This is a genomic window from Chryseobacterium sp. Marseille-Q3244 (assembly GCF_940807095.1).
Lineage (GTDB): Bacteria > Bacteroidota > Bacteroidia > Flavobacteriales > Weeksellaceae > Chryseobacterium.
Window position 1 is genome coordinate 41,376 of the sequence record NZ_CALNWX010000024.1, and the last position, 16,707, is coordinate 58,082.

The 16,707-nt window shown below is 36.1% G+C and carries 13 protein-coding genes; 10 read left to right on the forward strand and 3 right to left on the reverse strand.

Annotation, left to right across the window (positions count from 1 at the left end; all coding sequences use genetic code 11):
* The first annotated feature begins 99 nt into the window (after positions 1–99).
* From NBX25_RS23570 to NBX25_RS23595, 6 genes are all read left to right on the forward strand, one after another.
* Positions 100–1,791, forward strand: a complete 1,692-nt coding sequence (locus NBX25_RS23570; protein WP_123910994.1) for a sodium:solute symporter family protein — start codon at positions 100–102, stop codon at positions 1,789–1,791.
* A 35-nt stretch (positions 1,792–1,826) separates the two neighbouring features.
* The gene (locus tag NBX25_RS23575) at positions 1,827–2,345 is read left to right on the forward strand and encodes a DUF2911 domain-containing protein (RefSeq protein WP_123856572.1); all 519 of its coding nucleotides are present in this window, start codon (positions 1,827–1,829) and stop codon (positions 2,343–2,345) included.
* A gap of 380 nt (positions 2,346–2,725) precedes the next feature.
* Complete coding sequence (gene tkt, locus NBX25_RS23580) at positions 2,726–4,735, forward strand: transketolase (RefSeq protein WP_250255701.1); 2,010 nt, start codon at positions 2,726–2,728, stop codon at positions 4,733–4,735.
* 69 nt (positions 4,736–4,804) lie between these two features.
* Positions 4,805–5,269 (forward strand): RpiB/LacA/LacB family sugar-phosphate isomerase, encoded by a 465-nt coding sequence (locus NBX25_RS23585; RefSeq protein ID WP_250255702.1) that lies wholly within the window; start codon positions 4,805–4,807, stop codon positions 5,267–5,269.
* A gap of 132 nt (positions 5,270–5,401) precedes the next feature.
* Positions 5,402–6,916, forward strand: coding sequence for a glucose-6-phosphate dehydrogenase (gene zwf, locus NBX25_RS23590; RefSeq protein ID WP_250255703.1), 1,515 nt, complete (start codon positions 5,402–5,404; stop codon positions 6,914–6,916).
* A 410-nt stretch (positions 6,917–7,326) separates the two neighbouring features.
* The gene (locus NBX25_RS23595) at positions 7,327–8,187 is read left to right on the forward strand and encodes a YXWGXW repeat-containing protein (RefSeq protein WP_250255704.1); all 861 of its coding nucleotides are present in this window, start codon (positions 7,327–7,329) and stop codon (positions 8,185–8,187) included.
* Between the two features lie 154 nt (positions 8,188–8,341).
* On the opposite strand, the gene NBX25_RS23600 is transcribed toward NBX25_RS23595, so the two are convergent.
* Both NBX25_RS23600 and NBX25_RS23605 read right to left on the reverse strand, forming a co-directional pair.
* A complete protein-coding gene (locus NBX25_RS23600) occupies positions 8,342–8,962 on the reverse strand; it encodes a response regulator transcription factor (RefSeq protein ID WP_123910998.1) in 621 nt (206 codons plus the stop codon).
* Between the two features lie 4 nt (positions 8,963–8,966).
* On the reverse strand, positions 8,967–10,955 hold the full coding sequence (locus NBX25_RS23605) for a sensor histidine kinase (protein WP_250255705.1): 1,989 nt from the start codon (positions 10,953–10,955) through the stop codon (positions 8,967–8,969).
* A 133-nt stretch (positions 10,956–11,088) separates the two neighbouring features.
* Here NBX25_RS23605 and NBX25_RS23610 point away from each other — a divergent pair, with 133 nt between their 5' ends.
* Positions 11,089–12,120 carry a LamG-like jellyroll fold domain-containing protein gene (locus NBX25_RS23610; protein WP_250255706.1) on the forward strand — a complete coding sequence of 344 codons (1,032 nt, stop codon included), beginning with the start codon at positions 11,089–11,091 and terminating at the stop codon, positions 12,118–12,120.
* Between the two features lie 263 nt (positions 12,121–12,383).
* On the opposite strand, the gene NBX25_RS23615 is transcribed toward NBX25_RS23610, so the two are convergent.
* Complete coding sequence (locus NBX25_RS23615; protein ID WP_123911001.1) at positions 12,384–12,752, reverse strand: hypothetical protein; 369 nt, start codon at positions 12,750–12,752, stop codon at positions 12,384–12,386.
* 418 nt (positions 12,753–13,170) lie between these two features.
* Between NBX25_RS23615 and NBX25_RS23620 the strand changes: the two genes are divergently transcribed.
* From NBX25_RS23620 to NBX25_RS23630, 3 genes are all read left to right on the forward strand, one after another.
* Entirely contained in the window at positions 13,171–13,761 is a 591-nt protein-coding gene (locus tag NBX25_RS23620; protein WP_250255707.1) for a TetR/AcrR family transcriptional regulator, read from the forward strand.
* Positions 13,762–13,835: 74 nt separating this feature from the next.
* Entirely contained in the window at positions 13,836–14,483 is a 648-nt protein-coding gene (locus NBX25_RS23625; protein ID WP_250255708.1) for an NAD(P)-dependent oxidoreductase, read from the forward strand.
* A gap of 70 nt (positions 14,484–14,553) precedes the next feature.
* Positions 14,554–15,657 (forward strand): alkene reductase, encoded by a 1,104-nt coding sequence (locus NBX25_RS23630; protein WP_250255709.1) that lies wholly within the window; start codon positions 14,554–14,556, stop codon positions 15,655–15,657.
* Positions 15,658–16,707: the final 1,050 nt, after the last annotated feature.

Below are 16,707 nucleotides of genomic sequence, written 5' to 3' on the forward strand. Positions count from 1 at the left end.
GAACAAGCAACTTAAAAATTGGAATATCTGGTACATACTATTAGCTGTTGCATTAGTATTGCAGATCGCATTTTATTATTGGTTTACTAAATTCTGGGCATGAGTACTATAGATTGGACAGTTCTTATTTTTACACTTGTTGTAGTGGTGGTTTACGGCGTATTGATCGGTCGTGGCCAAAAAAGCAACGAATCTTACCTGAAAGCAGATAATAAAATGCCCTGGTATATTGTGCTTTTAGGGATTATGGCTACCCAGGCAAGTGCCATTACCTTTCTTTCAGCACCGGGCCAGGCGTATACAGACGGGATGCGTTTCGTGCAGTATTATTTTGGTTTGCCTTTGGCGATGATTGTGATCTGTATCACTTTTATCCCGATTTTTCAGCGTTTAAATGTTTACACTGCCTATGAATATTTAGAAAACCGTTTTGATAAAAAAACAAGGGTACTTACCTCATTGCTTTTTCTTTTTTCGAGAGGTTTATCAACAGGAATCAGTATTTACGCTCCGAGTATCATCTTGTCAAGCGTTTTAAACTGGAATATTTACTTAACCAATGTTTTAACAGGAGGTATTCTGCTGATTTATACCTATGTTGGTGGAGCAAAAGCAATTGCTCATACCCAAAAATTACAGTTTCTCATTATTCTGGGAACCATGGCTTTTGCAGGGTATCTGCTTATTCAGAATATGCCAAATGGAATTGGTTTTAACGATGCGCTTTATCTGGCAGGGAAATCAGGAAAGCTCAATGTTATCACCACAGAATTCGATTGGAAAGATAAATACAATATCTGGAGCGGGCTGATTGGTGGTTTTTTTCTGGCACTTTCTTATTTTGGTACTGACCAGAGTCAGGTGGGGAGGTATATTACAGCGAAAGATAATACCAATGCAAAAATGGGTTTGTTGTTGAATGGATTGGTTAAAATTCCGATGCAGTTTGCTATTCTTTTGATTGGCGCTTTGCTTTTCGCTTTCTTTTCCCTGAAACCGGCTCCAATTTATTTTAACGAACGCTCTTATCAATATTTAAAGGAAACAAAACCTGAACAGGCTGCCGTTTTTGAAAAAGAGCATCAGGATTTACAACTTAAATTCAATGCAGAATCAAAAGAAATTCTAAAGTTGAAAGAGACTCATTCTCCCGAACTCAATAAAACAATTCAGGATTTTAAAAACACACAAACCGAAGTAAAAGCACTTCACGGAAGGGTAGAGGAAGCAATTAATCATTCAAACTATAATGCGGAGAAAACGGATACCAATTACATTTTCCTGTATTTCGTAAAAAATACCTTGCCTGTAGGGATGATCGGTTTACTGTTTGCTGTCATTTTTCTGGCCAGCTGGGGTTCCATTTCGGCAGCACTGAATTCTCTTGCTGCCTGCTCATTAAAAGATGTTCATCTGATATTTAAAAAAGAAATTCCTGATGATGCCACCGAATTGAAGTATAGCCGACTGCACACTTTGGCCTGGGGTATTTTCTCAATCGGTGTGGCCATGTTTGCAACGCAGATGGGTTCCCTTATTGAAGCGGTTAACGTATTAGGTTCTCTTTTCTACGGCCCAATATTAGGGATTTTTCTGGTCGCATTTTACTACAAAAAGATTACCGGTTCCAATGTATTTATAGCGGCGATATTATCAGAAATTACGGTGATTGCCGTTTATCAGTTTGATATCGTTTCGTTCCTTTGGCTTAATGTAATTGGGGCAGCGGCAGTCATAATATTTTCTGCAATCGGGCTATTGTTTTATAAGCCGAAAGAAGTAAATTCGTAAACAAACAATAATAAAAACAAATAAATAAGAATAGTATGAAAACAATGATTAAATCAGTGGTCGTAGTTATGGCTGCCATGACAATTTCAGTGAATGCATTTGCTCAGGAGGCTAAAAAACCAGCTAGCCCTCCGGCTACGGCAACCGGAAAAATTAAAGATGCAACTATTACAATAGCTTATAGCAGTCCTTCTGTAAAAGGACGTACCATCTGGGGTGGTTTAGAAGCGTATAATAAAGTGTGGCGCGCAGGTGCCAATGAAGCCACAACTTTCGAAACGGATAAAGATATTACTGTTCAGGGTAAAAAACTGGCTAAAGGTAAATATAGCTTTTTCTTAATTCCTAAAGAAAGCGGAACCTGGACTGCCATCTTTAACAAAGAGCCAAAACAATGGGGTGCTTATAAATATGAAGAAGCAAAAGATGCTTTACGTGTTGATGTAAAAACAAAAGCTTTACCAGCCACACAGGAAACTTTAGTGTATAAAATAAACAATAATGGATTCACAATGGATTGGGATAAAATCTCAGTTCCTGTAGAGATCAAATAAATGTAAATAGAAGAATTTAAAATCCCGGTTAATCCGGGATTTTTTTTTGTTTAAAATTTTAATACTGTATCAAAGATTACAATAACTTTACTGGATAATCGCTCGCGTAGATCACTGAATTTCCCGATTCAGAAATAAATCATATCGGTTCTGATCCTTTCATTTGTTAATTGTACCATTCCATAAATTGTCCTCAGGCTTTTCCTGTTACCGTCTTGTTTAGATTTTTTGAAGAATAGAATCTTTTATTTTTAAATGGTCACAGTTTTGATGTAAAAAGAAGGAACATTGAATTCAGAAACTGAAAACAAAAAATTCAAAATGTTTTTCGATCTTTTTCTTTTACCCATTTACAAAAATTATTAATTAAAAATGTAACAATGGAAAATAAAAACTTAACTCAAAAAAGTATTGATACAGTAAGGGTTCTCTCAGCAGACGCAGTACAGAAAGCAAATTCAGGACATCCGGGAACGCCAATGGCTTTAGCACCACTGGGACATTTGTTATGGTCTGAAGTCATGCATTACAGTCCACAAAATCCAGGATGGGCCAATCGGGATAGGTTTGTTCTTTCTTGTGGTCATGCCTGCATGCTGCAATACTGCTATTTATATTTGACAGGGTATAACGTTACATTAAGTGACATAGAAAATTTCAGACAGCTGCACAGTATTACTGCGGGTCATCCCGAATATGGGCTCACTCCGGGAATTGAAGTGACGACCGGCCCATTGGGACAGGGATTTGCGAACGGAGTCGGAATGGCGATTGCTCAGCAATATATGGCAAAACGTTACAACCAACCGGATTTTAATATATTTGATTATAATATTTATGCCATATGCAGTGATGGTGATATAATGGAAGGTGTTTCTGCAGAAGCAGCATCGCTTGCCGGACATTTGGGTTTAGGGAATATGATTTATTTCTACGACAGCAACCATATTACGATTGAAGGAAATACTGATCTGGCTTTTGATGAAGATGTTGTCAGAAGATTTGAAGCGTACGGATGGCATGTACAAGATGTACAGGATATTAATGACCTTGAAGCATTATCCATTGCCATCAGGAATGCACAAAAAGAAACAGGACGCCCTTCTTTAATAAAAGTTCGTAGCCATATCGGTTATGGAAGTCCCAATAAACATGATTCGGCGTCAGCACATGGCTCACCTCTGGGAAAAGAAGAAGTTCGTTTAGTAAAAGAAAATTTCGGATTTGATCCTGAAAAAAGTTTTATCGTGCCTCACGATGTACTGGATTTTTATCGTGAAGCAGGCAGGAAATCCTCAGAGAATGAGGATGAATGGAATACCTTGTTTGAACGTTACAAGAAAAAGTATCCTGATCTTGCTGAAGAATACGAGTCTATCTCTTCCGGAAAATTACCTCAGGGCTGGGAAGAAAAGCTGCCGGTATTTGAACAAGGGGAAGAGATAGCAACACGTAAGGCTTCTGGCAAAACACTAAATGCGATTGCAGAATATTTACCTCAATTAATAGGCGGTTCAGCAGATTTGTCGCCTTCTACCAATACAGTTCTGGAAGCTTATTCATCATTTTCCACAGCCAACCGGGACGGTCGTAATTTCCATTTTGGAATCCGCGAGCATGCCATGGGAGCTGTGCTTAACGGAATGGCTTTAAGCAATTATTTAATTCCATACGGCGCAACATTTTTAATATTTTCAGATTATATGCGTCCGGCACTCCGGCTTGCAGCGATTATGAAAATACGCCAGATCATGGTCTTTACCCACGATAGTATTGGTCTCGGAGAAGATGGGACAACGCATCAGCCGGTAGAACAACTGATCGGATTACGAACAGTTCCGAATATGACCGTTATTCGTCCGGCGGATGCAAACGAAACCGTACATGCATGGCGGGTTGCGATTGAACACAAAGAAGGACCTGTTGCTATTGCACTGACCAGGCAGGAAATTCCGGTTATCGATCAAAAAAAATATATGGATGCCAAAAACCTGGAGAAAGGGGCTTATATTCTTTCAGATTCGGAAGGAGAACCTGATATGATCTTAATTGCCAGTGGATCTGAAGTTCATTTAATTTTGAAAGCTCAGGAAGAACTGAAGAAAAATAAGATTGACGCCCGTGTGGTAAGCATGCCTTCCTGGAATTTATTTGATCAGCAGGCTGATGCCTATAAAGAAAAGGTTTTACCCAAAAAAATCCGTAAGCGATTGGCTGTCGAAGCGGGTTCATCAATGGGATGGATGAAATATACAACTGACGATGGTGATATAATCGGAATCGACAAATTTGGCGAATCTGCACCGGGAGAAGAAATCATGAAAGAATACGGATTTAGCATTGAAAATATAGTACAAAGAGCGGTTGTTTTATTTTCGAAAAACATATAAATTTTTTACGACCTTAGTATGTATTCTTTACGATGACAAAAATATTCTAGAATTAAATAATAAATTGGAATGTCGGTATTCATAAAAATTGGAATCTGCGCAGATCACGGTGGTTTTGAACTTAAGGAAAAAATAAAATCTTTTTTGGTTGAACATCAATTCGAACCGGTAGATTATGGTGCAATGGAACTTAATAGTGCAGATGATTTTCCGGATTTTGTAATTCCACTTGCAAAAGCTGTGGCTTCAAAAGAAGTTTTCCGCGGTATTGCGATTTGTGGCAGTGGGGTGGGAGCCTGTGTTGTTGCCAATAAAATTCCCAGTATTCGGGCCGCATTGATCACAGATTATTTCTCGGCACATCAGGGTGTTGAAGATGATGATATGAATTTAATCTGTCTCGGCGGACGGGTCACAGGTTATGCAATGGCCGAAGAATTGGTTTTAGCTTTTCTTAAAGCAAAATTCATCGGAGCTGAAAGACATCTGCGACGCCTGGGGAAAATTCGGAATCTGGAAGATCGTCCATCATGATAAGTGTTTTAAAAGCTTAGTATTCTAAAGCAATCAATGAATGACGGGCTGTTTTTCATATGAAACGGGTGATGAAAAATTTTAAAAACTAACCTGTTGTTTTAATTTAAGTTTAAAAAAAGTAAATAAAAAATGTCAAAAACTTCAGATACAAAAGTAGACCCTACAGTCTTAATTATTTTCGGAGGAAACGGAGATTTGACTCAACGGAAAATCATTCCTGCATTGTATAATCTCTTTCTTGAAAACAGATTGCCTGAAAAATTTGCTATTATAGGAACTTCAAGAACAGAATTGAGTGATCAGGAATATCGGGATTCCCTGTTGGAAGGGATCAATCAGTTTTCCAGAACAGGGAAGGCTAAAAAAGAGAAGTGGGCAGAGTTTTCTTCAAATATTTCGTATCAGGCAGCTGATATCAATGATGTAGCTTCTTACAATAAATTTTATTTGAAAGTAAGTAAGCTGAAGGAAGAGTGGAAACAGAATCCTTCAATACTGTATTATTGTGCTGTTTCACCGGATTTGTTCTGTACCATTGCAGAGAATATTTCCAAAAGCAAACTGGAGAATGACCAGAAAACCGCTCGCATCATCATTGAGAAACCATTTGGCAGAGATCTGGAATCTGCAAGGGCTTTAAACGCAAACTTACTGACCATTTTTGATGAAAAGCAAATCTACAGGATAGATCATTATTTGGGAAAAGAAGTAGTTCAGAATGTGATGGCTTTTCGCTTTGCCAATACCATTATGGAACCTCTATGGAACCGTACGCATATCGAACATGTTCAGATCTCGGTGACCGAACAGATTGGTGTAGAAAATAGAGGAAGTTATTTTGACCGTGCAGGCATCTTGAGGGATATGATCCAAAACCATTTGCTGCAATTGTTATGTATTGTTGCCATGGAACCGCCTATCAACTTCGATGCCGACCTTGTGCGTGACCGGAAGGTGGATGTTTTGAAGGCTATCCGGAAAATTGTTCCGGGTAAAATTGATACCATAGCTGTCAGAGGGCAATATGGATCAGGCTGGGTTGAGGGGAAAGAGGTTCCCGGTTATCCTGAAGAAACTGATGTGCAGGCAGATTCAAATACTGAAACCTATGCCGCTATGAAATTCAATATCGATAACTGGCGCTGGCAGGGTGTTCCTTTTTATTTGCGAACCGGTAAAAGACTCTCTAAAACAGCTTCCTATATCGTGGTGCAATTTCGGGAAGTGCCACATAATATGTTCAATAATGAAGAACACGCTATTCCAAAACAGAACAGGCTTATTATTAGTATCCAACCAGATATGTCGATTAAATTTCAGCTTGAAAGCAAAACGCCGGGTCTTGAAATGATGCTGAATACGGTGGATATGGTATTTGATTATTCGGAAAAAACAAAGACCGAGTCGCCGGAGGCTTATGAAACACTATTGTTAGATGTTATTTCGGGAGATCAGACCTTATTTATGCGGGCTGATCAAGTGGAGGAAGCGTGGAAAGTTGTCATGCCGATTCTTGATCATTGGGAAAATAGTAAAATGACAAGTTTCCCGAATTACCCTGCCAACTCATGGGGCCCTGAAAATGCAGATGCACTCATTGCCAAAGACGGTTTTCACTGGATCAATTTACCTCAAAAAAAATAGTATAACCAAAAATGTTACGTTTCTAAATCTAATTAAAGTAGACCGTTTTGATAACCGTTTTATTTTTAAAGGCTGAAATTATATAAAAATTTTTGAGCTTACACCATTTGTTTTTTGTCCTCTCAATAATATTGTATTCATTTAGTTTTCAATATTTAATATAATTTTAATTTTATTGATGCTTAATTCGTGAGATTGGTCTGTAGTTTGGATATAAATGATTGGAAAAAGGATATTATTCAATAGAAAATAAATAATGGATTTATTTTATTAATATTAATGTCTTTATTCCCAAAAATAATTAAGAGTAATCCCCATACATTATAGTTTTTCAATTGTAATTTTTTGATAACTATAACCTCTATGAGGTATGATATAATAATTTAAATCAAACCTTAAATCTCTTTTTTATGAAAACAAACACAATTTCCTATCATGAAGACGTATTTCTAATGAAGGATGATATGATCTCAGACGGTACTCAATTGCTTGCTGCAAAATTGTACCTGGCTCTGAAAAAATTGATAATGCTTTCCATTATTGCTCTCTTTGCAACAACTTCTTTTTTTGCACAGAATACTGGGTATATTGATGATCAAACGACTGTTACTGTAAAAACTCAGCTTGCACCACCTGCATTACCGGATTATGTACAGCCTCCGTGTCCGGGAGATGGTTATTTGTGGACCCCGGGATATTGGGCCTGGGATGTGAGTGGATATTACTGGGTTCCAGGAGTCTGGATTTTGCCTCCTTCTGTTGGCCTATTGTGGACACCTGGATACTGGGGATTCTACGATAGCTTCTACGGATGGCATCCTGGATATTGGGGACCTAGAGTAGGGTATTATGGAGGAATCAACTATGGTTTCGGATATTTTGGAAGCGGTTTCTATGGCGGAAGATGGGATCATGGCCACTTTATGTATAACACTTCAGTGTGGAGAGTGAATAATAATATTCACAATACCTACATCAATAAAGTGAATATTGTCAATAACAATCGTATGAGCTTTAATGGAGGAAAAGGCGTAATGTATCATCCGAATAAAGATGAAATGGATGGTATGCGTGATAACCGTGTTTCCGCAAGCAAAGAACAAATGGATCATGAAATGAATATGAGGAATAATATGGGACAGTTTCATCATAATTCCGGACCAATGATTCACAGCATGAACTTTCCGGGCGGACAGGGATTTGACAGAGGAGGAAGAGAAATGGGAATGGGAGGAATGAACAGAGGTGGTGGTGGAAGAGGCAGAAGATAAAACGAATTCCCGATCTTATAGGTAATAAAAACCGTTTCACTATTGGTATGAGACGGTTTTTTATTTTAAAGCAGTTTATTCTTTTCATGATGTATTAAAGTAGAGCTATTGGGCTTTTTTTGAAAGTACTTACAATATCGGGGAAGAATTTCTTTCATTTTTTATAATTCTGTATGGCCCAAATCAGTAATGCATTTTTTTCTTTTGGAATGCCCAGTTTTTCTATAATTCTGGTACGGTGTCCTTCTACTGTTTTTTCAGACAGGAAAAGTAGTTCTGCAATTTGCTTACTGGTTTTTTGACCCGCTATTAATTCTATTATTTTTCTTTCAGAAAGTGTTAATAGGTTGAGTTTGCCAAGGTCATCCGTGTGTTCTATGGTGTAATTTTGAAGTAAAGCTCCGGAATAATATTTCTTTCCTAAAGCAATTTCTTTCATGCATTTTTCTAAATCAGGGCAAGCTTTTTCTTTTAAAATATAGCCATCTACTTCAAATTCTTTTGCTTTGTTCAGAACTCCAGTTTCATTGTGCATCGTAAGGATGATCACTTTGGTATGCCATTTATTTTCCATTACTTTTTTGGCCACTTCCAATCCGTCCAGACCGGGCATATTTAAATCTAAAACAGCTACATCCGGCAAATAAATCTGAATGTAATTAAGTGCAGCCGTTCCATTAGAGCAGGCACTCACTACGTTATATCCCAAATTGGTAAGGTAAGAAACGGTTCCATTCAGGGTTAAAGGATGATCGTCTGCAACGAGAATTTTCATTGTATTATTTTTTTATTTGTACCACTATTTTTGTGCCTTTATCACTTGATGTGATATGAGCTTGCCCACCAATTGCTTTGCTTCTTTCTATGATATTGTGTAAACCAAAAGCATCCTTTTTTTCCAGCGTTTCCTTTACATTAAACCCTTTTCCATTATCCATAATTTCTAAAATAACGCTGTCTTTGTTTTCTGTTAAAATTACTTTTGCGGCGATAGCATCCGCGTATTTTATAATATTTGAAACAGCTTCCTGCACAATTCTATAGATTTGTAATTCTTTTTCAGTCGTGAGACCATCCTGATAATGGATTTCGGATGAGATCATAAAACGATGGGTATTTTGAATACGTTCCATGAATTGTTCTAAACTGGCTTCGAGTCCTATTTTTTCAAAAAGAACGGGATGTAAATTTCTGCTGATGGCTCTGATGTCATTAATAATGCTATCCACCTTGTCGTTTAATTGAAGCTGGCTTACCTCAAACGAGTGCTTAAGAGACAATAGTTCATGGCTCACGCTGTCATGGAGATCAGAGGCGATTCTTTTGCGTTCTTCCTCGGTTTTATCCAGAAGGTTTTTGGTAAATTGCAATGATCGTTCTTTTTCTAAAGACAATTTCTTTTGTTTTTGCTTTAAATAATAAATAATAATGGCTAATAACAAGGCAATAAAAACGAGTATTAAAGCCACAATAACAGCATTTTTATTGATAATAGTTTCTTGTTGGAGTTTAATTTCCTGCTCTTTTTCTTTCGTTTCATATTTTGCTGCGAGTTCTAAATTGATCAGCTTACTTTTTGCGCTCGATAAGCTGTCCTTGGTACGGTACACTTCATTATTATAAAAAACAACCTTGTCTGGATCTCTGCTTTGAATTGCTTTTTCTAATAAAACATTATAAAATAGGTTAGCTCTTTCGTAGTTTTTATGTTCAAGCAAATTGGGTAGTGAATTTTCTATATATTTTGTGTTACACGTTTTTACATCTCTGGCGATTTGATATAAAGCTAATGTTGCCTGGTAATCCTTTTGCCAATTTTGAGAGGTGTTTTTTTCTGCAACAGGCTTTATTCTGTCTAAAACTATTTGGGCCTCGTTTAATCTATTTTCTTCAATTAAAGCTTCTATTTCGTAATCAGAGATACAAAGCAGCAGTACATCATTATCATATGGGCTGGCTATGTATTCTTTGTAAGTTTCGTGGATGTATTCATTTTTCAACTGATGCTTATTAAAAAAACCATACACAGAACATTTGTTATATTTTCCCATAAAATAATCATACGTGTTCCCGATTTCTTTAGATACCTTTATCACTTCATCCGCACTTGCGACCGCCTTTTGGAAAGAACCATTGGCTTTGTAGATATTAACATAATTCGACTCTACAGAAGCTATACTTTCCCGATCTCTGATTCTTATGGAGTAGTTTCTTGATTTTTCATTCGCTTCTATGCTATTTTTTAAATCCCCTAAAACAAAATAAGTATATGATAAATCATAATAAGCACGGGCTATTTTGTAACAGCTTTTATAATCATCCGGTTCTAAGGCTGTAATTTTTAAAAAGTAATCCTTAGCCTTGTTGAGATGGTCTCTGTCAAATTCTAAATTGCCATAATAACTATCAATGTAAATTGTTTTTATCGGTGGTAATTCTCTTCTATACCTTTCATCAAATTCTTTTACAACGTTGGTAAGACGAGGGTCAAAATCATAAAAATAAATAAATTTTGTAGTCACTAAATCCAGAATTTTGGAAGCGTCTGAATAATCACCTTTTGTCATTTTACTTTGATAGTAGTCCAAAAAAACTTTCAGGTAACGTTCTTTATCTGCGTTATAGTTTTCATTTTTTCTTAACCAGACTTTTGTAGGCTCTTCTTTTGGCGGAGTTACTTTTTCAAAATAAAAATTTTCCTTTTTTTCTCTGCATGATAATGTGAAAAAAGTAATGAATAAGAATATGATTTTCTTAATCGTAGGCATACCTATATTTTTTTACAAATGTATCAATTTCTAATATTGAAAATTATACAATCTTCAATTCAGGGGTTTACCCTTATATGAATCTCCGGAAGAATAATACAATTTTGTGAAGTAATTAATAAAAATTCTTATCATGAAAAGAAAAATACTTTTAATGCCTTTCAAACTAAATTTTCAAAAAATTTGGGTTGCCTATTTTTTAATGATTTTCCAATTTGGATTTTCTCAGCAAGGATCAGCGCTGGATTTTGATGGCGCAAACGATTATGTAAACTGTGGAAGCATTTTACCTACAAGTTATACCAAAGAAGCTTGGATTTATGTGAAAAGTTTAAGCACCCAGAACAACATTATCTCTGGTGGTGATTCGGATGGGCTGCACGCTTTCTGGATCCCCAATAGTTCCGGTAAACTTTCTGCTGGGCATAATGGTGGTTGGTTTAGTGTGGAAGACTCCGTGCCATTGTCTATTAATACTTGGTATCACGTTGCAGTAACGTATGATGCTGCTACTAGTACAATGAAATTGTATAAAAATGGAGAATTAGTTGATACCAATAATGATATTGACCCAGTTGAAGGAGGAAATATGGTTAGATTAGGCGCTTTTAATAATGCTGCCAATAGCTTTACAGGAACTATGGATGAAGTAAGAATCTGGAATAGAGCTTTATCTCCCGGTGAAATAACAAGCCATATGAATTGTGAGCTGTCGGGTCCGGGAATAGGATTAATGGCGTATTATAAATTCAATCAGGGCGTTGCTAATGCGAATAATGCTTCCATAACAATCTTGCAAGACAGCAGTGGAAATAATTACAATGGAACTCTTATTGGTTTTGCTTTAAACGGCAACTCTTCTAACTGGGTTGGCAATAGTATTATAAATACCGGGACTACATGTTCTGGTTCTTTAAATGTATCGTCAGTAGAAAAAACGAAATTTAAATTCTTTCCTAATCCTGCTACAAACAAGGTGTTCCTGAGATCCGAACAACCTATTGTAAATGTTGAAGTGATTAACTTTCTAGGACAAACTCTTATAAAACAGGAAATAAGCAGTGGGGAAGCAGAAATTAATTTGTCATCCCTTATTCCAGCCTCTTATTGGATTAGGGTAAAAACAGAAAAAGGTATTGAGACCATAAAAATCATTAAAAAATAAAGACGGTAGAAATTCGCTTTCTTAATAAGGGATGTAGAATAGAAACGTTATTTAAATTATTATTTCCTGGCAGTCTGATCAGGTATTGTTGTGGGTATGGCTTTCTCTGAGGCATACTCACATCTTTTTCAAAAATTGTTATAGAGAGTTCAACGATAATTGCTTTGGATGATTTAGCAGAATGGTTAAAAAAAGAGCATTGATTTTTATAATCAATGCTCTTTTTTTATTGTGATAATTTATCTGTTCAGATAAGCCTGTTTTTATTGTTCTTCAAGAACTCCAATAGCATAAGGAGTTTTGTCTTCCTTTTTTTCAAAAATGTAAAATCTGTAAGCGGATGGAGATATTTCGTCTTTCACTAAAGTAACAAAGCCTGTGGGTGTACATTTATCAAGACCCTCTTCAATTACTTCTTTAAATAAGATTTTTTTTCCTTCCTCTTTTATCAGAGTCCATTTACCGGAGCATCCTAATACAGGATAAGAAACTACAACATTTTGTTTTGTAGACAGATTAACATTAATAGCCCAAGCTTCATTTTCTCCCTTTTGAAACCCTACTCCTGTAAGTTGTTGAGAAAATAACAGGGCAGAAGGTAATAAGGTTAAAAGTGAAATAATTTTTTTCATATAGATAATTAATTAAAATGTGACGGTTTGATGAGGTTTTAAATAAAAATAGCACCAGTATTATTGGTGCTATTTTCAGTTTTTGTGACCTTCACGAGCTTATCTTCAAACACTTTTATCGATGATTTGGTTGGTTTAAGTCAAATTAAGCAAGAATTGGTACTCTCAAATATTGCATCTAGATTCTTATAGATGTATAAAGTCTATTCCAATATAGCCTTTCGCATATGTAAAAATAAAAATCTATGTAATTGGACAGTCGTTGGCTTCAACTGTCTTTTATATTTTTTTAGTAAATATTTAACTACTAAAAAAAGTATGATTTTAGTAGCCGAATTGTACTTTTACAAAAAAAAATAAACCAATTGGTTTATTTTTTTTACCTTTGTAGCGTAAAGTTATTAAAAGAGTAATTCAGATGAATAAGTCAGAGAGAACAAGACAGGATATTATTGAAAAAACGGCAGTTCTTTTCAATGAGCAGGGGTTTGCTGGGACCTCCTATAAGCATCTCATGGCAGCAACAGGACTTTCTAAAGGCTGTATTTACGGACATTTCGAAAGTAAAGATGATCTTGCTCTTGCAGTATTTGATTTTAATATCAGTAAGTTGACCTCTTATTTTGAGGAAAGAATCTCAAAAAAGGAAAATTCCGTTGACCGTTTGCTTGTATATCCAACTACATTAAGAAATTTTTTAACCCTTCCAGCTTGGGAGGGAGGATGTCCAATTCTTAATACATCTACAGAGGCTGATGATACCCATCCACTATTAAAGAATAGAGCTTCCAATGCGCTTATTTCATGGCAGAACAAAATTGAGCAGTTAATCTTAGTTGGAATTGAGAGAGGGGAGATTAAGTCTTCTACTGATGTTACAGAGCTTGCTGTTGTTATCGTTCTGATGATTGAAAGTTCTGTTATGCAGACCAAGGTTACAGGAAGGCTTTTGGAGCTGAATATTGCTATGGGTTTTTTAGAAAAAATGATTAGAAATATAGCTAGATAATTTTTTTTACACAAAAATAAACCATTTGGTTTATTTTTTATAATTAAACAAAGTAATAATAAAAAAAAGAAACAATGAAAATCGTTTTATTAGCGGCAAGCGGCCAGGCGGGTCGCACCGTATTAAGTGAACTTATTAGCCGTGGACATGAAGTGACTGCAGTTTTACGTAACATCGAAAAGCTCCCTGAAAGTATCACCCGTATTCAGGACGATCTAAGTGATATCAATAGAATTGCCGAAATTATTGAAGGAGCTGAGGTTGTGATTAGTGCATTTGGTCCACCAAAAGAGGATAGATTTTTTACAGATGTAAGTTATACCGATATGCTTGCTGAAGTCACCGGAAGAATAACCTCCGCAGTTGAAAAGTCGGGTGTTGAAAGGCTTATTGTTGTTGGTGGAGCAGGTTCGCTTTGGTTCTCACAGGGGGTTACCGTTCTTGATTCGGGGCATTGGCCGGATATTCTGGCTCCCATTGCGAAATCACATATGAAAACTTTTGCTGGTCTTAAGGAGTCTGTGATCAACTGGACATATTTCAGTCCACCGATGCTGATCGAACCTGGAGTTAGAACTGGTGTTTATCGTCTTGGAGGTGATGATCTGATCAAAGACATAAATGGAAAAAGCTGGATTTCGTTCGAAGATTACGCAGTAGCCCTTGTCAATGAAATTGAAGATCCAAAACACGAAAATTCAAGATTTACAATCGGATATTAAATAAATTTTTATGTTTCTCTGAGGTTGTTTTATCTCAGGGAAACATAACTCAATTAAAATTAAAAAAACAATGAGCAATATTTTAGAAACACCGATACAGATCGGTGCATACACTTTGAGAAATAAAGTAGTTATGGCACCGCTTACCAGAATGAGATCTACAGGTAATTTTGCGCAGCCTGAACTGGCCGTTGAATATTACGGACAGCGTGCGGGTGCTGGGCTGATCATCGCTGAAGCAACGCAGATCTCCCAGCAGGGACAGGGATATCCTAATACACCTGGTATCTACACTGACGAGCAGATCGAAGCATATAAAAAAATAACAGATAAAGTTCATGAGGAGGGCGGTACAATATTCCTACAACTTTGGCATGTTGGAAGACTTTCTTTTAAAGACTATCAGCCCAATAATAGTCTTCCAGTTGCCCCTTCAGCTCTCGCAGCTCCCGGTCATGCTTATTTACCTGACTTTTCAAGAGCAGATTATGAGACACCCCGTGAACTTACAGTAGCTGAAATCAAAGAAATCGTTGAAGATTATCGTCAGGCAGCAATCAATGCTAAAGAAGCCGGATTTGACGGTGTGGAAATTCACGCTGCCAACGCTTATCTTCTGGAACAATTTTTAAAGACCGTGAGTAACCAGCGTACAGACGAGTATGGCGGGGCTGTAGAAAACAGAGCGAGATTGTTATTCGAAGTTCTTGATACTATTTTAACCGTATGGGATAACAGCAAAATTGCGCTACGTATTTCACCTTTTAATGTCAGTGGAATTGCTCCTGAACCTGATCCATACAGTATTTACGATTATGTTGTTAAGAGGCTTGCCGATTACAAACTGGCTTATCTTCATGTGATCGAGAACAAAGAGATTGATCCTGGGAACGGTGCGACAGTAACTTTTGATACGGATAAATTGTACATCAAACATATCAGTGATTTTTATACTTCGCCGGTTATTGTTGCGGGAGGTTTTGATAAGGATAAAGCTGAGACGGTTATTGAAAAAGGATATGCCAGTGCTGTCGCTTTTGGTAAAAATTATATTTCAACTCCAGATTTAGCTTATAGACTGGTTAATGATCTTGAGCCGAATGCATTTGACAGAGCCACTTTCTATGGTGGAGGGGCAAAAGGTTATACTGATTACCCTTTTTATAAAGTTTGATACTGAAAGTATTACTATTGAATCAATCTAATTTTATTAATTTTTAGATGATAATTATTAATAAAAATGGTGCCTATTGTCTTCAATTGGCACCATTTGGAAGTGTGTGTGAACTCGCTGGTAGGCTATCCACACTATTTTTATAACGATATCGAAAATATTTTAGAGTTATGTAGTTGAAAATAAGGTGTTTATATTGTTGTTTATTTTGTTTGATTCCTGTTAAGTTATCTTCATGGGATTGTAATTTTAAAATATTTCAATTCGTAGTTCGAATCTTTCGCGCGCCTACTAACCAATTATTTTTATCTGTAATGGTAAATTTTTAGTGTGATTATTTGCCAGCACTGATTTGGCCTTTCTTTTTTTATTCATAATTTTAAAATTAATCTGCAAGAGTTTTGACTTATAAAATATTTGTCCTTTTTATATGGATGTTTGCTATATTTTTAGAGAAGTAGCACTAATTTAACAAATTGGCTGTCAACAAAGATAGAATTGAAATTCTTATCCTATTTAGTCTAAAGATTTCCTAATCAAAAAAGGAATTTTTCTCCGTATGAATTGGAGCACTTGGACGAAACAGCTTTACATTTTTTAGGGCAGATCGATCTAAAACCTAAACCATCAAAATTCAAATTTTAATAAAAATTATAATCTTACGGGTAACCGTAAAAATAAAAATATCTGCAAATGTAATTTAGCAATATGATTAAAATAACATTACCATGTAGCGATGCGATCAAGGCTATCAACGACGCTAAAGAGGACTGCCTCCAACCAATTGGCTACAAGGTTACATTTAATAAATTAACAATGGAAATCGAGCCAAATGAAGGATTTGAATATGATCCATCTGATATTTTTCATCTCGCATGGTACGCTAGAGAATACAAGTAAGGCTATTAAATTCTTGAACGGAAAGATTTAATTACAAAAATTCCCAGATTAGATTAGGGTACAATAGAAGAGATTACTTAAATGGTGGTCTCTTTTATGCATTAATTCTAACCAGAATTTTGATTAAAAATCTTTTGTTTCATTTTATAT

Excerpts from the sequence above, each read along its gene's own strand:
- NBX25_RS23615 (WP_123911001.1), bottom strand. The coding sequence starts at position 12,752 with ATGAAAAAAATTATTTCACTTTTAACCTTATTACCTTCTGCCCTGTTA.
- NBX25_RS23610 (WP_250255706.1), top strand. The coding sequence starts at position 11,089 with ATGAAAAGAAAAATACTTTTAATGCCTTTCAAACTAAATTTTCAAAAA.
- NBX25_RS23595 (WP_250255704.1), top strand. The coding sequence starts at position 7,327 with ATGAAAACAAACACAATTTCCTATCATGAAGACGTATTTCTAATGAAG.
- NBX25_RS23625 (WP_250255708.1), top strand. The coding sequence starts at position 13,836 with ATGAAAATCGTTTTATTAGCGGCAAGCGGCCAGGCGGGTCGCACCGTA.
- zwf (WP_250255703.1), top strand. The coding sequence starts at position 5,402 with ATGTCAAAAACTTCAGATACAAAAGTAGACCCTACAGTCTTAATTATT.
- NBX25_RS23600 (WP_123910998.1), bottom strand. The coding sequence starts at position 8,962 with ATGAAAATTCTCGTTGCAGACGATCATCCTTTAACCCTGAATGGAACC.
- tkt (WP_250255701.1), top strand. The coding sequence starts at position 2,726 with ATGGAAAATAAAAACTTAACTCAAAAAAGTATTGATACAGTAAGGGTT.
- NBX25_RS23605 (WP_250255705.1), bottom strand. The coding sequence starts at position 10,955 with ATGCCTACGATTAAGAAAATCATATTCTTATTCATTACTTTTTTCACA.
- NBX25_RS23575 (WP_123856572.1), top strand. The coding sequence starts at position 1,827 with ATGAAAACAATGATTAAATCAGTGGTCGTAGTTATGGCTGCCATGACA.
- NBX25_RS23620 (WP_250255707.1), top strand. The coding sequence starts at position 13,171 with ATGAATAAGTCAGAGAGAACAAGACAGGATATTATTGAAAAAACGGCA.
- NBX25_RS23585 (WP_250255702.1), top strand. The coding sequence starts at position 4,805 with ATGTCGGTATTCATAAAAATTGGAATCTGCGCAGATCACGGTGGTTTT.
- NBX25_RS23630 (WP_250255709.1), top strand. The coding sequence starts at position 14,554 with ATGAGCAATATTTTAGAAACACCGATACAGATCGGTGCATACACTTTG.
- NBX25_RS23570 (WP_123910994.1), top strand. The coding sequence starts at position 100 with ATGAGTACTATAGATTGGACAGTTCTTATTTTTACACTTGTTGTAGTG.